The 14,786-nt window shown below is 57.1% G+C and carries 16 protein-coding genes, 3 tRNA genes and 1 other RNA gene; 8 read left to right on the forward strand and 12 right to left on the reverse strand.

What is annotated here, in order from left to right:
* Window positions 1–17: 17 nt before the first annotated feature.
* The 5 genes from BUQ81_RS06695 to fur all read right to left on the reverse strand — a co-directional run bounded on the left by BUQ81_RS06695 (window position 18) and on the right by fur (window position 3,387).
* Entirely contained in the window at window positions 18–590 is a 573-nt protein-coding gene (locus BUQ81_RS06695; RefSeq protein ID WP_074201617.1) for a PhnA domain-containing protein, read from the reverse strand.
* The gene (locus BUQ81_RS06700) at window positions 591–2,039 is read right to left on the reverse strand and encodes a glycosyltransferase family 39 protein (RefSeq protein WP_074201618.1); all 1,449 of its coding nucleotides are present in this window, start codon (window positions 2,037–2,039) and stop codon (window positions 591–593) included.
* A 56-nt stretch (window positions 2,040–2,095) separates the two neighbouring features.
* Window positions 2,096–2,172, reverse strand: a tRNA-Met gene (locus tag BUQ81_RS06705).
* 53 nt (window positions 2,173–2,225) lie between these two features.
* Complete coding sequence (locus BUQ81_RS06710) at window positions 2,226–2,936, reverse strand: BamJ family beta-barrel-assembly machinery protein (RefSeq protein WP_074201619.1); 711 nt, start codon at window positions 2,934–2,936, stop codon at window positions 2,226–2,228.
* Between the two features lie 4 nt (window positions 2,937–2,940).
* Window positions 2,941–3,387: a ferric iron uptake transcriptional regulator gene (fur, locus tag BUQ81_RS06715; RefSeq protein ID WP_234947386.1), complete on the reverse strand. Its 447-nt coding sequence runs from the start codon at window positions 3,385–3,387 to the stop codon at window positions 2,941–2,943.
* Window positions 3,388–3,485: 98 nt separating this feature from the next.
* Between fur and BUQ81_RS06720 the strand changes: the two genes are divergently transcribed.
* Window positions 3,486–3,854, forward strand: coding sequence for an outer membrane protein assembly factor BamE (locus tag BUQ81_RS06720; protein ID WP_074201621.1), 369 nt, complete (start codon window positions 3,486–3,488; stop codon window positions 3,852–3,854).
* A gap of 19 nt (window positions 3,855–3,873) precedes the next feature.
* On the opposite strand, the gene BUQ81_RS06725 is transcribed toward BUQ81_RS06720, so the two are convergent.
* Both BUQ81_RS06725 and BUQ81_RS06730 read right to left on the reverse strand, forming a co-directional pair.
* The gene (locus BUQ81_RS06725) at window positions 3,874–4,185 is read right to left on the reverse strand and encodes an RnfH family protein (RefSeq protein ID WP_074201622.1); all 312 of its coding nucleotides are present in this window, start codon (window positions 4,183–4,185) and stop codon (window positions 3,874–3,876) included.
* Window positions 4,175–4,609: a type II toxin-antitoxin system RatA family toxin gene (locus BUQ81_RS06730; RefSeq protein ID WP_074201623.1), complete on the reverse strand. Its 435-nt coding sequence runs from the start codon at window positions 4,607–4,609 to the stop codon at window positions 4,175–4,177. The genes BUQ81_RS06725 and BUQ81_RS06730 overlap by 11 nt, the downstream gene beginning before the upstream one ends.
* A 31-nt stretch (window positions 4,610–4,640) precedes the next feature.
* On the opposite strand from BUQ81_RS06730, the gene smpB reads away from it, so the two are divergent.
* The 7 genes from smpB (at window position 4,641) to BUQ81_RS06775 (ending at window position 12,161) form a co-directional block, all read left to right on the forward strand.
* Window positions 4,641–5,126: an SsrA-binding protein SmpB gene (gene smpB / locus BUQ81_RS06735; RefSeq protein WP_084188311.1), complete on the forward strand. Its 486-nt coding sequence runs from the start codon at window positions 4,641–4,643 to the stop codon at window positions 5,124–5,126.
* 58 nt (window positions 5,127–5,184) lie between these two features.
* Window positions 5,185–5,539, forward strand: a transfer-messenger RNA (tmRNA) gene (gene ssrA, locus BUQ81_RS06740).
* A gap of 442 nt (window positions 5,540–5,981) precedes the next feature.
* A protein-coding gene (locus tag BUQ81_RS06750) for an IS3 family transposase (protein ID WP_407702708.1) occupies window positions 5,982–7,069 on the forward strand; the annotation gives its coding sequence in 2 pieces (ribosomal slippage) (window positions 5,982–6,240 and window positions 6,240–7,069; 1,089 coding nt in all).
* 32 nt (window positions 7,070–7,101) lie between these two features.
* Window positions 7,102–7,302, forward strand: coding sequence for a hypothetical protein (locus BUQ81_RS06755; RefSeq protein WP_074201627.1), 201 nt, complete (start codon window positions 7,102–7,104; stop codon window positions 7,300–7,302).
* A gap of 39 nt (window positions 7,303–7,341) precedes the next feature.
* Window positions 7,342–9,105, forward strand: coding sequence for a DUF262 domain-containing protein (locus BUQ81_RS06760; protein ID WP_074201628.1), 1,764 nt, complete (start codon window positions 7,342–7,344; stop codon window positions 9,103–9,105).
* A 79-nt stretch (window positions 9,106–9,184) separates the two neighbouring features.
* A protein-coding gene (locus tag BUQ81_RS06770) for an IS3 family transposase (protein WP_143598477.1) occupies window positions 9,185–10,275 on the forward strand; the annotation gives its coding sequence in 2 pieces (ribosomal slippage) (window positions 9,185–9,440 and window positions 9,440–10,275; 1,092 coding nt in all).
* A 236-nt stretch (window positions 10,276–10,511) separates the two neighbouring features.
* On the forward strand, window positions 10,512–12,161 hold the full coding sequence (locus BUQ81_RS06775; RefSeq protein WP_074201631.1) for a Na/Pi cotransporter family protein: 1,650 nt from the start codon (window positions 10,512–10,514) through the stop codon (window positions 12,159–12,161).
* A gap of 5 nt (window positions 12,162–12,166) precedes the next feature.
* On the opposite strand, the gene BUQ81_RS06780 is transcribed toward BUQ81_RS06775, so the two are convergent.
* The 5 genes from BUQ81_RS06780 to BUQ81_RS06800 form a co-directional block, all read right to left on the reverse strand.
* A tRNA-Val gene (locus BUQ81_RS06780) sits at window positions 12,167–12,243 on the reverse strand.
* Window positions 12,244–12,256: 13 nt separating this feature from the next.
* Window positions 12,257–12,343: transfer RNA gene (locus BUQ81_RS06785), tRNA-Leu, on the reverse strand.
* A gap of 49 nt (window positions 12,344–12,392) precedes the next feature.
* Complete coding sequence (gene ychF, locus BUQ81_RS06790; RefSeq protein WP_074201632.1) at window positions 12,393–13,484, reverse strand: redox-regulated ATPase YchF; 1,092 nt, start codon at window positions 13,482–13,484, stop codon at window positions 12,393–12,395.
* 2 nt (window positions 13,485–13,486) lie between these two features.
* Entirely contained in the window at window positions 13,487–14,074 is a 588-nt protein-coding gene (gene pth, locus BUQ81_RS06795; protein ID WP_074201633.1) for an aminoacyl-tRNA hydrolase, read from the reverse strand.
* 33 nt (window positions 14,075–14,107) lie between these two features.
* On the reverse strand, window positions 14,108–14,704 hold the full coding sequence (locus BUQ81_RS06800; protein WP_074201634.1) for a 50S ribosomal protein L25/general stress protein Ctc: 597 nt from the start codon (window positions 14,702–14,704) through the stop codon (window positions 14,108–14,110).
* Window positions 14,705–14,786 lie beyond the last annotated feature (82 nt).

Raw genomic sequence — 14,786 nt, forward strand, 5'->3', positions numbered from 1 at the left:
GCGTATGATCGCGTGCCTCAGGCTTTCTTGGTGTAGGCCGCCACGATATAGATGGAGGTGCCGTTTACCTTACCCTCGAAATGCTTGCCGTCGTCGGTGATACGTATGTTCTTCACCTGCGTGCCGCGCTTGGCGGTAAAGCCGGCACCCTTCACGTCCAAGTCTTTAACGAGAATCACGCTATCGCCATTGCGCAGAATATTGCCATTGGCATCCTTCAGGGTCGGCTCATCCTCGCCCTCATCCGCCAGACCGGCTTGCGCCCAGGTCTTCACATCCTCTTCCAGATAGAGCATGTCCAGCAAGTCCTGCGCCCAGGTTTCGCCTTCTGCCGCCAAGCGCGACAGCAGCCGCCACGCAGCCACCTGCACCGCCGGCTCCTGCGACCAGGCGCTTTCGTTCAGGCAGCGCAGATGGTTGGCGTCCAGCTCACCGCCTTCCAGCATGCCCTTGCAGCTGTCGCATACCAGAATGGACTGATCCGCGCTGCCGTCGCTGGGTTCCAGCGCCACCGCGCTCAGGTTCTCCGTCGCACCGCAAAGTTCACACTTGCCGCCGGCGCGTTCCATCAAAGCATTTTTCACTGACATTTAACGTTGTCCTCGTTTCCACCCTTCGCAGTCGTAAAAGCGAAAGGTTGCTTGCAGATCCTTGCCGCGCCACCGCACCGGCTGGCTTTCCAGCAAACTGCAGCGCTTAAACAGGCCCTTTTGCGCCGGCGACTGGTCATCATCGAAATAGCTGTGCCACAGCACCACACCACGGCTGCCAGCCGAGGGACGTCCGAACCAGAAATCGAACTGGGTCAGCTTGCCATCGGCTGTAAAGACCTGGGGATCCTCGGCAAGCCGCAGATACCACGCAGGGCGGCTCACCAATGACCAGTTGCCGGCGAATTGATGTATTTTAACGCCTGACTGGGTCTGCAATCGCTTTTGCCAGCTGTGCAGCCGCTCAGACGCAGCCTCCCAGCCCGCTACCTCCAATAACGGATGCGGTGCCTTGAAAGCCCAGGCCCCGGTCATGACCACGTGCAGCAGCCCGATCCAGGCCATGCCGCCCAATACGCCGTGCAGCCACAGTGCCCAACGTCGCGATGCCAGCCACCAGGCGATGGCTGGGAGAAACAGCCACCACCCCAGCGCAGTCCAGTGAGGCAGAATGGGCTCGTGCCCGCTGCTCCACGCAAACAGGGCCCACACCGGCACGGCAAACAGCCACAAAAAGCGCACCCCTTCGGGCGTGCTGCGCCAGCGCAGTAGCGTCCACACTGCAAGCGCCACCCCGGCAAGATAGAGCACCGGCCCATAGGCGCCCAGCTGGCGCCCCTGACTAATGGCAAAGCGTTCCCACGACCAATCTGCATGTTTGGTACCATGATGCAGCTGGTAGGTAAACGACGCCCAGTCATGCAGCGCGTTCCAGTAGAGCACCGGCGTGAGCAGAAGCGCCGCCAGCGCCACCGCGCCCCAGAAACGCCCCTGTCGCAGCCAGCGCCAACGCCCATACAAAAGCATCACCAGCGCCACGCTTACCACCAGCGTAATCGCCGTATATTTCGAAAGCCCCGCCAGTCCCATGAGCAGCCCCAGCATCCAGGCACTGGAAAGCCGCTCATCATGGCGATGCCGCCACAGCCAGCGCACCAGCAGGATACTTACCAATAGCAGCGGCAGGTCAGGCAAGGGGGTAAGCGTCAGGCCATGCAGCAACGGACTCAGCAGCGCCAGAAACAGCACCCAGCCTGCCATTGACGGCGTGTCGGGAAACAGGTCGCGCGCCAGCGCCGTCAGCTGCCAGAGAACGATCAGCCCCAGCGCAATGGGCACCAGTCGCACCGCCCAGTTGGCATCAAAGGCGTGTACCGCCGGTGCTTCCAGCCAGCCGATCAGCGGAGGATGGTCGAAATAGCTCCACTCGAGATACCAGCCGTAGAGTGCGTAGTGCGCCTCATCCACCCCCAGAGGCAGCAAAGCATTCAGCCACAGGTGAAAAATCCCGAGAGAAGCAAGCAGGAAGAACAGGGCGCGAGATGTCATGGCGGCATTTTAGCCCAGAAACAAAAAAGCCACCTCAATCGAGGTGGCTTTGCATTTGGTGGCTGCACCTGGATTTGAACCAGGGACCCCATCATTATGAGTGATGTGCTCTGACCAACTGAGCTATGCAGCCAGGAAATGATGGCGGTATTTTAAGCAGTCCGCATCAAAAATCAAGCCGGACGCTTACTTTTTCTCGTCTTTGCGCGGCTCGATATTGAGCAGCTCGATTTCGAAGATCAGCGGCTCGTTGGGCCCGATCGCCTTGCCGGCGCCACGCTCGCCGTAGGCCAGTCTGGAGGGAATATAGACCTTCCACTTGTCACCCACGTGCATCTTCGGCAATACGATCTGCCAGCCGCGAATCACCTGATTCACCTGCAGGCGCAGGGGAGTGCCGCGCTTGACGGAACTGTCGAACACCTTGCCATTCAGCAACGTGCCGGTGTAATGGACCACCACCGTGTCGTCTGCCTTGGGCTGCGGCCCCTTGCCAGACTGAAGCACTTCGTAATAGATGCCTTCCGCCAGCTTATGAACACCTTTCTTCTTGGCCAGCTTGGCAAAAAAGGCCTTTTCCTTTTCAGCATTTTCCCTGGCAAGGCGCTTAAGCTCAGCCTGCTGATGCGCGATGACGCGGGCCTGGGTTTCCTTGGCCAGCTGTGCCAGCTCCTCGTCACTCAGGCGTGAGGGACGACCCGCCATCTGATCCTTGAAGCCCTGCAGCAGTGCGTCCGGGTCTGCCTTCAGACCCTGCTCCTGCAGACCCTTGGCCATGTCGGCACCCAGCGCATAGCCCAGCTTCTGCTCAAACGTTTTCAGTTCGGCCGCCTGCCCACTCCAAGCCACCACAATCAGGCCTGCACCCAGCAGGGCGCGGGTCATGTAAAATTTCATCGTGTCATTCCTCTGTATCGTTGTCTTGTTCTTGTTTGTAGGTGCCGTAAATCACCAGATTGTGGCCGACCAGGTCAAACCCCTTTTCTTCGGCAATTTCGCGAATGCGCTGCTCAATGACTGGATCCGCAAACTCCTTCACCAGCCCGGTCTTCATGCAGATGATATGGTCGTGGTTATCGCCACGATCCAGTTCGAAACGGGAGGTATTGTTGTCGAAGTTGAGCCGGCGTACGATGCCCGCCTGCTCGAACTGGGTCAGCACGCGATAGACTGTGGCCAGCCCCACATCCTCACCGTGTTCGCGCAGGATGTGATACACCTCTTCGGCGGAAAAGTGATCCTCTTCGCCACCGTTTTCGAGGATTTCCAAAATCTTCAGCCGCGGCACCGTCACCTTGAGACCGGCTTTCTTCAGGTCGGCTGTCTTGGGATCCATATTCTTTTTCATGCCTGTCGCCCGCTACGTCGTTACGTGATTCCGGCTCGCGCCGCTATCGCATTTTACATATACTACCAACAATTCAACCAGACGCACAGAATTCCTCAATGAAACGCCTGCTTTTGATTGCACTGAGCCTCACCCTTTTCACCGCTTTCCCCGCCTGCAGCTGGCTGAAGGCCTATCAGCCGCCGCTGGTACAGGGCACCCTCATCGAGCCTGAAAAGGTCGCGCAACTGCAGGAAGGGCTGAGCAGGGAACAGGTACGTGAACTGCTGGGACCGCCATTTGGCGAGGATCCCTTCGACCCGACCATCTGGGACTATGTGCTGTATACGGATCAGGCCGATCTGCGCGAAAAATACGTGCCGCACCTGCGCCTGTACTTCGACAAGGAAGGCTATCTGCTACGCTGGCAACAACTGCAGCCGAAGAACACAGCGGCTGCAGAAAAAGCAGCGACAGAGAAAAACTGATGCCGCGCAGCCCAGCCACTCAATGGGTGGCGGTGGTTTCCCTTTTCTTTTGCGCTTCCTTGCGCCGACGCGCCTTGGGATCCACCTTCAGCGGACGGTAGATTTCGATGCGGTCGCCGTCGCGTAGCACCTGATCCAGCTTGACCGGCTTGCTCCAGATGCCCACCTTGTCGATCTTGAGATCCGGCACGTATTCGTGAATCAGCGAGCGCTCAAGCGCCTCACTGACGGTCGTGCCTTCCGGGACCCTCTCTTCCAGCAACCACTGCTGCTCGGGTAATGCATACGCCACTTCAATGGTGATCATGTTGTCCGACTTTTCACTGGCCATAGAGCTGCCTCGCGCGCTGGCTGAAAGCATCCACCAACGTGGATGCAATCTGTTCAAATACCGGGGCCAGCATGCGCCCGAACAGGCCGCCGGCCACTTCGTAATCAATCTCAAACTCGATCTTGCAGGCCGTGTCCGATAACGGCGTAAAGCGCCACACCCCTTCCAGGTGCCTGAATGGCCCTTCGACCAGGCTCATGTGAATGGCCTCGTTGAGTACGAGACGATTGTGGGTGACAAAACGCTGATTGATCGGCCCCTTGGCAATGGTGACGCCCGCCACCATGTGCGTGTCGGAGGCTTCCAGCACTTCGCCCCGACTGCACCAGGGGAGAAACTCGGGGTACCGCGTCACATCGTTGACCAGATCGTAGAGGTGATCCACCGGATAGGGCTGCAGGGCAGAACGGGTTATCTTTTTCATGGATTGCCTGACACGCTATAATCCGCGCATTATGGCAAAAAAAGCAAAGAAAAAAAACGCAGCCCCCTCGCCGGTCATCGCCGTCAACAAGAAAGCGCGGCACGACTACTTCATCGAAGAGACCTATGAGGCCGGCATTGCACTGGAAGGCTGGGAGGTGAAGAGCCTGCGCGCGGGCAAGGTCAATATCCGCGATGCCTGGGTCAAAATCCTCAACAACGAGGCCTGGCTCATCGGCGCACTCATTACGCCACTGACCACCGCCTCCACCCATACCCATCACGATCCCACACGCACGCGCAAGCTGTTGCTGCACCGGCGCGAAATCGACCGCCTGATGGGTAAGGTAGACCAGCAGGGCTACACGCTGGTGCCGCTCCAGCTCTACTGGAAAAAGGGGCGAGTCAAGCTGGAGTTCGGTCTGGCGAAGGGCAAGAAGCTGCACGACAAGCGCGCCACGGAGCGGGACCGCGACTGGCAGCGCCAGAAACAGCGCCTCTTGAAAATGACGCGCTGATCCCCATAATCAAAGTATACTTAAACGTTCAACATCCTGTTCGATCCATACCCAATTCGGGGGTGCACTGGTTTCGACGGGGTGTGCGAAGTTTAAAGTGCATGCCGAGCTTGGACACGCTCGCTAATCAGGTCCAGTTTGTTATAGTTGCAAACGACGAAAACTACGCTCTCGCTGCTTAATCCAGCGAGTGCCCTCTGGGTGCGATGCCCGTATCGCCCCAGCTGGGTATCGGCTTAAACGGGATCGCGTTGTTCACTGGCCTGGGTGAAACAACGCTAAACCTCACAGGCTCGCCAGTCGTGATCCCTGTCAGTCGGGTAGCGGCTGGTTAAACGAATAGACTGAATAAGCATGTAGATCTTTAAATGGAGGCACCCCGGACGGCGGTTCGACTCCGCCCACCTCCACCATTTAGAAAAGACAAACCCGTCTCTCCGTAGGTCTTCTCCGGGACGACGGGTTTTTTATTTTCTCTTGTTTTCAAATGGTTTGCGTCCGTTTCACATCTTTCCAGACCCGTTCTCCACCCGCCTGATTCTTCCTCTTTTCCCGCCTTTCATTCTCTGTTTGCCCCCAGATTCTCTGTTTTCTCCGGACGAAGTCCGAAGCTCGTCCGGTTGGGCAATCCCTTTTATATCAATGGATTGAGCCAGCCGGCCGTTTTCGCAAGTTTGGAAACACGGCCTGTGGTGCGAAAAAGCACCCGAATTTTCGAACCAAAAGTCCGTCGCAGGATTTGGGAAGTGGGATTAATGCGGATTTCCAGGCGGGGAGTCTGACCTTCTCCCCAAAAACCACACCACATCCAAAGTGAGATTTCCGACAATAGACCCATACCAAGGAGATTTCACCATGGGCAAGCGCAAGACCTTTTCCATCGAAAAAATCATCCTGATCCTCAAGGAGAACGAAGCCGGCGTGCCTGTTGTTCAGCTGGCCCGACAGCACGGCGTGGCTGCCGGCACCATCCACCGCTGGAAGTCCAAATATGGCGGCATGGATGTCTCTGAAGCCAAACGCCTCAAGGAACTGGAAGAAGAGAATGCCAAGCTCAAAAAACTGCTGGCCGACACCATGCTGGACAACATGGCCCTGAAGGATGTGCTCTCAAAAAAGTGGTGAGCGTTCCAGCCAAACGCCAGGCGGTAGAGTATCTACAGCAAACCTGGCAATATAGCCAGCGCAAAGCCTGTCGGCTCATTTGTCAGGAGCGCAGCACCCTACGCTACAAGCCCAGTTTGGAAAAACTGATCTCGGATCAAAAGCTGGCCAATCAGCTCAAAACCCTGGCTGAAAGCCATCCCCGTTATGGCTATCTCATGCTCCATGCCATGCTGGTCAATCAGGGGCAGCACATCAACCGCAAACGCGTGTACCGTCTGTACCGTCTGCTGGGCCTACAGGTCAGAACCGCCAGACGCAAGAAGCTCAAACGCCCAAGAATACCCATGGTGGTGCCCACACGGCCTGATGAGCGCTGGAGCATGGACTTTGTATCGGATGCGCTGATCAATGACTACCGCTTCAGGGTGCTCAACATTGTGGACGACTTCACCAAGGAGTGCGTCGGACAACTGGTCGCTCCCAGTATCACAGGTCAGGCGGTTGTACGATTTCTCAGCAGCCTGAAACGACGGCCCAAAACTGTTGTTGTGGACAACGGGGCAGAATTCACCTCCAAGGCCATGCTGCGCTGGGGTCAGGAAACAGGCGTCAAGCTGCACTTCATTCAGCCCGGTAAACCGACCCAGAATGCCCTCATCGAGAGCTTCAATGGCGAATTCCGGAATAGCTGCCTGAATCAACACTGGTTTGCTTCCATGACAGAGGCCAAAGTGGTGATTGAGCAATGGCGGCACCACTACAACACGGAGCGGCCGCATAGCTCGATTGATTATCTGCCACCGGCGGAGTTTGCCGCCAGATGTCAGGTGGCGTAAGATGACTTTGTCTCACCTTGGGGGTGGAGTAAATGGTGGGGGAAGGTCAACAACTCTGGCCGGACCGGGTGAAGGAAAAGTGCCGAACCGATCGCTCCATCGCCATCGCCCATGGCCTGGAGCACCTATGTGAGGTCCCACCGCCGAAGAGGAAAAAGAAGAATCGCAAGCGCGTCACCGCAACCACAGAGGTCACGACCGATGAGGGGAATGCCGATGACGAGGCCGAGTGAACAACGCCGCGATGCGGCCGAGGATTGGGGAGAGCACTGATGTCCTTCCAAACGCCCATAACCGTCAAGGAGGCCGTGGAGAATATTCACGCCAAGAAGTACCTACTCCCGGCGATACAACGGGAGGTCGTGTGGGAGGTCGACCAGATCACCCGCCTGTTCGATTCCCTGATGCGTGATTACCCCATCGGCTCGTTTCTGTTCTGGCACGTCGAGAAGAAGAACGTCGGCCAATACCAGTTCTACGAGTTCGTGAGAGACTATCATGAGCGTAACATGTGCCACAACCCGAAGGCCGATGTCAGCGGGGAGGACGATATCACGGCGATTCTGGATGGCCAGCAGAGGCTAACGTCGCTCTACCTCGGGCTGAAGGGATCATACGCTTACAAAGAGCCTAGAAAGCGCTGGGACAATCCTCGGGCGTATCCGGTTCGGCGGCTCTATATCAACCTGCTTGGTCCCAAAAAGAATGGCGACGAGACCGACATGGTTTACGACTTCGCCTTTCTAACGGACGAGGAGGCGAGCACCGACGGTGACGACGTGTTCTGGTTCAAGGTCGGAGAGGTCCTGAACCTGAAAGAACACTGGGAGGTGAATGATTATCTGATCTCGCACGAGTTGGCGCAGAAGCCCCAGGATCAAGCCCGCTTTGCAAACAGAACGCTGTTCAAACTTTGGTCCGTTGTCCACGAGGCGAAAGTGATCAACTACTTTCTAGAGAAGGACGAGAGCCTTGATAAGGTTCTGAACATCTTCATCCGCGTCAATAGCAGCGGGACAATTCTCAGTTACTCGGACCTACTACTGTCCGTCGCCACGGCGCAGTGGAAGAAACGGGACGCTCGCGAGGAGATTACGTCGTTTGTCGACGAACTCAATGGCATGGGCGATGGATTCAACTTCAACAAGGACTTCGTGCTGAAGAGCTGCCTCGTCCTGGCGGATTTCACTGATATTGCTTTCAAGGTTGACAATTTCAACAAGGCCAACATGCTGAATATCGAGGAACAATGGGACGACATCGAAGACGCCCTGCGCGGGGCTGTCAGCCTGGTCGCTGGCTTTGGATATAGCCGCGATACCCTGACGGCGAACTACCCCGTGATTCCGATAGCCTACTACCTGAAGGCACGGGGGCTACCGAAGAACTTCGACACCTCGGCCCATTATGCCGAGGACCGTGAGGCGATTCGCCGTTGGTTCATCCTTTCTCTGGTAAAGCGAGTGTTCGGCGGCTCACCCGATACAGTACTTCGGCCGGTTAGAAAAATGCTGCGCGAGGCCCGTGACGGCTTCCCTTATCAGGACATCGTTCACAGGTTCAAAGGCACCACCAGATCACTGGTCTGCACCGAAGATGATGTGGAAAACCTCCTCCGCCATAAGTACGGAAAAGGATATACATTTTCGGTCCTCGCCCTGCTTTATCCGACATTGGATTTCCGAAACAGATTCCACATTGATCACATTCATCCACGAAGCAAGTTCAAGAAACCAAAGTTGCGACAGAAGGGCATTCGGGACGCAGATATCGAGTTCTATCTGGAGAACGTGGACCTTTTGCCTAATCTTCAACTCCTGGAGGGTATCCCGAACCAGGAAAAGAGCGATATGGACTTCGCGGACTGGCTTGCGAGAACCTGCAAGTCTGCCGAAGAGAGAGCGAACTACATGAAGCGGCATTTCATCCCGAATGTGGACTTGTCATTCTCCAACTTCAGGGAGTTTGTGGAAAAGCGAAAAGCGCTATTGCGAGAGGAATTGCGGCGAATTCTTCATGTAACCAAGGAAGAGTAGGATGGTGGTGTATTCCCCCCGAAAAAAGGTACCAGCCGGAAGTGGAATTTTCCGATAATGGATGACAAGGAGATTCCACATGAAAAAATCCCGCTACAGTGACAGCCAGATCATCAGCATTCTTAAGCAGGCGGAGGCTGGCACCCCAGTGGCCGAACTGTGCCGTGAGCACGGCATGAGCAGTGCCGCCTTCTACAAATGGCGAGCCAAGTACGGTGGCATGGATGCATCCCTTATGAAGCGTCTGCGCGAACTTGAAGAGGAAAACCGCCGTCTGAAGAAAATGTACGCCGAAGAGCGGCTCATGGCCGAGATCCGCAAGGAAGCCCTGGAGGGAAAGCTCTAAGGCCATCTCAGCGGCGGGAGATGGCCAAAGCGGCTGTCAACAGACACGGCATCAGCATCCGCCAGGCCTGCAAGGCCCTGTTCATCAGCCCCAACTGCTACCGATACCAGCCCAGGCTCTCGGATGACAATGCCCTCATTGCCGACTGGCTGGTCAGACTGACCGCCACCTATCGCAACTGGGGCTTTGGTCTGTGCTTTCTGTATCTGCGCAATGTCAAAGGCTTCAAGTGGAACCACAAGCGCGTATACCGCATCTACAGGGAATTAGAACTGAATCTGCGCATCAAGCCCAAAAAACGGATCAGGCGGGACAAGCCGGAACCCCTGAGCATACCCCAGGATATCAACCAGGTCTGGTCCATGGACTTCATGCACGACAGTCTGGACGATGGCCGCTCATACAGGCTGCTCAATGTGATCGATGACTTCAATCGTGAAGGCCTTGGAATCGAAGTGGACTTTTCCCTGCCCGCACCAAGAGTCATTCGAGCGCTGGAAAACATCATGGAGTGGCGGGGCAAGCCGCAGACGATCAGATGTGACAACGGTCCTGAATACATAGGTCGAACCCTTCAGGAGTGGGCCAAAAGACATCATATCCTTATAGAGCATATCCAACCGGGCAAGCCGCAGCAAAACGGCTATGTGGAGCGCTACAATCGCACGGTACGGTACGACTGGCTCAATCAGCACCTGTTTGAATCCATCGAACAGGTTCGGGAGCAGGCAACCCAATGGCTATGGGTCTACAATAACGAGCGTCCCAATATGGCCCTGGGCGGCATGCCCCCAAGACAGAAGTTGGCCATTACGGCCGCATAGACCACTTCTGACTGGTGCTCAAAATGGGGGGAATACATAACGAGCGTCCCAATATGGCCCTGGGCGGCATGCCCCCAAGACAGAAGTTGGCCATTACGGCCGCATAGACCACTTCTGACTGGTGCTCAAAATGGGGGGAATACAATTGGACTGAATGGGTTATTCTCATTCTATTTTTTTCACAGCCAACCAATATCCTCTGCCGACCAATATCGCCAGTGTGATACGCTAGCGTCATGCTGAATGCCTTATTGACTCTGGCGGGCGGACTGGGACTTTTTCTGCTTGGCCTGCTGCTGATGACAGAGGGGCTGCGCACCGGCGCAGGCCATACCCTGTCCGCAACGCTGCACCGCGCCACGGAAACACCACTGAAGGCCTTTCTCGCCGGACTTGGGCTGACCGCTCTGCTACAGTCGTCTTCGGTGGTCACCGTGATGCTGCTGGGGTTTCTGGAAGCCGGCCTGCTCAATCTCTACAAGAGCATCTGGGTGGTGTACGGCAGCAATGTGGGCACCACCTTTACCGCCTGGCTGGTGGCGACCATCGGCCTCAAGGTGGATGTCATAGCCGGCGCCCTGCCGCTCGTTGCCCTGGGTACAGCCCTGCGGCTCTTTTTCGGGCCCGTGCACCGCGGGGGCGCCTGGGGAACAGCGCTCGGGGGGGTTGGGCTGCTGTTTCTCGGCCTGGAGTACATGCAACGCGCCTTTTCCGGACATATCATCGGCCTCGAGCTGCCCCAGTTTGATGCTCCCGGGATCATCACCACCCTCGCCTACGTTGCCTTTGGCGCTCTCATCACTGCGCTTATTCAATCCTCTTCCGCCACCACCGCCATCATTCTGAGTGCACTGGCCGCAGGCTCCATCAGCTGGGAACACGCCGCGCCCATGGCCATTGGCGCCAATATCGGCACCACTGTGACCGCCCTATTGGCTGCCATTGGTGCCAGCCCCGTGGCGAGACGCCTGGCCACGGCCCACCTGATTTTCAATGTGATCACGGCCCTGGCTGCGCTGGCCATCCTGCCGCTGTTCCTGATGGTGGTGCGCTTGCTGACCAAAACGCTGGAAGGGTACGACGACCCGCTGGTGCAACTGGCCGCCTTTCACACCCTGTTCAATGTGTTCGGCGTCATGCTGCTATGGCCGTGGACCAGCCGCTTGGCGCGCTGGCTGAATCGCCTGTTCAAAAACGAGCAGCTGGACCGATGGCGGCCGCCCACCCTTTCACTGCCAGCAGAAACACTGCCGGAGGGTCTGATTGCCCTGCTGGATCAGCATACGCGTGCCGCGGGTCACAATGTGCTTTCACTGGCGCAGGAGATGCTGCAGGAAAATACGACGGCGCGTCAGGATGAATTGGCGGCAGCGCGCAAATACCTCGAACAACTGGAAATGGACATGATCGAGCTAATTCAGCGTCTGCCCGAAAGCCAGCAGGATATTCGCGCGATCCGCTATATCCACATGCTGCACGAATACTTCCAATTGCTCGGCTGGCTGGCAAGCTGGCAGCGGGAAACGCTGGCCTATCAGCCCACGCCCTGGCTCAAGCAGGAGATCGAGCGACTGGAACAGTCGGTGCGTGCCTTTCTGCAACTGGTGGATCCCACTCAGGCGCTGACGCCACTGGGAGAAGAAGCACTGAACCAGACCTATACGAAGATCAAGCGTGCCTACGAAGCGTTCAAGCAGGGGGTCTATGCACGTCTCAGACATCATGAGCTGCAGGTGGAGCAGATGGAAAGCCTGGTCGCCCGAGCCAATTATGCCCGCCTGATTGCGCTGACCGCGCGCAAGGCCTACCACTGGATGAATGCAAAGGTTGACGAACTGGCGCCACCGGCAACGGATATGAACGGCGAGGAAAAGGAGAAGCGTTAGGAAAATGGTAGGCGCGACTGGAGTCGAACCAGCGACCCCCACCATGTCAAGGTGGTGCTCTAACCAGCTGAGCTACGCGCCTACAAACCGAGTTTTGGTACCAGCGGTCGGACTCGAACCGACACGGGTTTTACCCCAACGGATTTTGAATCCGTCGCGTCTACCAGTTCCGCCACGCTGGCCTCGAAAGAGAGGCGCATTGTAGCGACGGAACCGGGGCAAGTCAAGCCGCTATACGTTGAAGCGGAAGTGCATGATGTCGCCATCCTGCACGATATATTCCTTACCTTCCAGACGCATTTTGCCCGCGTCCTTTGCGCCCTGCTCGCCGCCATACCTGATAAAGTCCTCGTAGGCGATGACTTCGGCGCGAATAAAGCCCTTCTGGAAGTCGGTATGGATGACGCCGGCGGCTTCCGGTGCGGTTGCACCCTTTTTGACGGTCCAGGCGCGCACCTCCTTCACCCCGGCGGTAAAGTAGGTCTGCAGGCCGAGTAGGTCGTAACCGGCGCGGATCACACGGTTCAGGCCGGGCTCCTCAAGCCCCAGTTCCTGCAGGAAGTCGAGCTTTTCCTCGTCTTCTAGTTCTGCAATTTCCGACTCGATGGCCGCGCACACCGGTACCACAGGAGCGCCTTCCTTCTCGGCCATTTCGCGCACGGCATCAAGATGCGGATTATTTTCGAAGCCGTCCTCGTTCACATTGGCGATGTACATCATCGGCTTGATGGTGAGCAGGTGCAGGTCGTACAACGCCTTGATCTCATCGTCGCTCAACCCCTGTGCACGGATCAGCGTGCCGGCCTCGAGACCTGCCAGCACCTTTTCGTACAGTTCCAGCAGCGCCTTGGCTTCCTTGTCGCCGGACTTGGCCTTGCGCTGCACCTTGGCAATGGCCTTTTCCACGGACTCCATGTCCGCCAGCATCAGTTCGGTATTGATAATCTCAATGTCGGAAAGCGGATCGACACGGCCCGCCACATGCACGATGTCATCGTTTTCAAAGCAGCGCACCACCTGCGCAATGGCGTCGGTTTCGCGGATGTTGGCGAGGAACTTGTTTCCCAGACCCTCGCCCTTGGAGGCGCCTTCCACCAGTCCGGCGATATCCACAAACTCCATGGTGGTGTAGAGCGTGCGCTCCGGCTTGACGATTTCGGCGATTTTGTCTGCGCGCGGATCCGGCACCGGCACCACCCCAACATTGGGCTCAATGGTGCAGAATGGATAGTTAGCCGATTCGATGCCGGCGTTGGTCAATGCGTTGAACAGAGTGGATTTGCCCACATTAGGCAACCCGACGATACCGCACTTGAATCCCATGATCAGTTCCCTGCCTTGAATGCGTGTAGATGATTCATCGCCCGTTCCCAGTCGCCAGAGACGATCTCCGGCAGGTAGCGGGTCGCTTCGTAAATGGCATCGTCAATCAGCTGACGCGCCAGCTTGCCAGGCGCCTTGAGCACATAGTCCACCACCTGATTGCGATCGCCCGGATGATCGATGCCAATGCGCAGGCGACCGAATTCGCGGCTGCCCAGTGCCTTGATGATATCCTTCAGGCCATTGTGCCCGCCATGCCCGCCGCCGCGCTTGAGGCGAACCGTACCCACCGGCAGATCCAGCTCATCGTGCGCCACCAGAATGGCTTCTGGCGGAATCCTGTAGAACCGTGCCAGCGCCTGCACGCTCTTCCCGCTGCAGTTCATGAAGGTGGACGGCTTGAGCAGCCACACGTCATTGCCGTCAATGGAGACACGTGCAGCCTCGCCATGAAACTTGGCCTCTGGACGAAACTGCACACCCTGCTGGCGGGCAACTTCGTCCACAAACCAAAAACCGGCGTTGTGCCGGGTCTCTGCGTATTTCGGGCCGGGGTTTCCCAGCCCGACAATTGCCTTGACCTTGCACATACGCCGGCTTCAGCTTGTCGTCCGAAGAGGAACTTACTTCTTGATCTTCGGCTTGGACACCGCTACAACCGCCTGGTCGTATTCAGGCTTGCCGTGCAGCAGTGCTGTCAGCTCAACGCCTTGGGGCAGTGGGATGTCGGACAGACGCTTGGTGGTACCAGGCATCATGTCGGACACGTCCACCACGATTTCGGCGGGCAGATCCTTCGGATAGCAACGGATTTCCACAGAGGAGAGGAAGAAGGTCATGAAACCACCCATCTTCACGCCCGGGGCGCGATCCTGACCAACGAAACGCAGCGGAACGCGCTTCTTGATCTTACGGTTCTCGTCGATGCGCTGAAAGTCCACGTGGGTGACGCGACCGTTTACCTGATGACGCTGCACCTCCTTCAGAACGGCAGTTTCCTTGTCACCACCTTCCACTTCAATGGTGATGATGGTGTTGTAAACACGCGGATCTTCGATGGTGTGTTCGATGAAGTTGCTGTCGATGGTGATCAGCACGGCATCCTTGTCAGCGCCGTAAATAACGCCAGGAACCTTGCCCTGACGACGAAGGCGGCGGCTCGCACCCTTCCCTTCGTCTGTGCGCTTCTGCACTTTCCAAACGGTATCGTATCCAGACATGGTGTCTCTCCTAAAATTGAGTCATGAACCGCTGACTTGACCCGCGACCAGGCCCGACAACGGTCCCCGCAACGGCGGGGAA

Source organism: Sulfurivirga caldicuralii (genome assembly GCF_900141795.1).
GTDB classification, from domain to species: Bacteria; Pseudomonadota; Gammaproteobacteria; order Thiomicrospirales; family Thiomicrospiraceae; genus Sulfurivirga; species Sulfurivirga caldicuralii.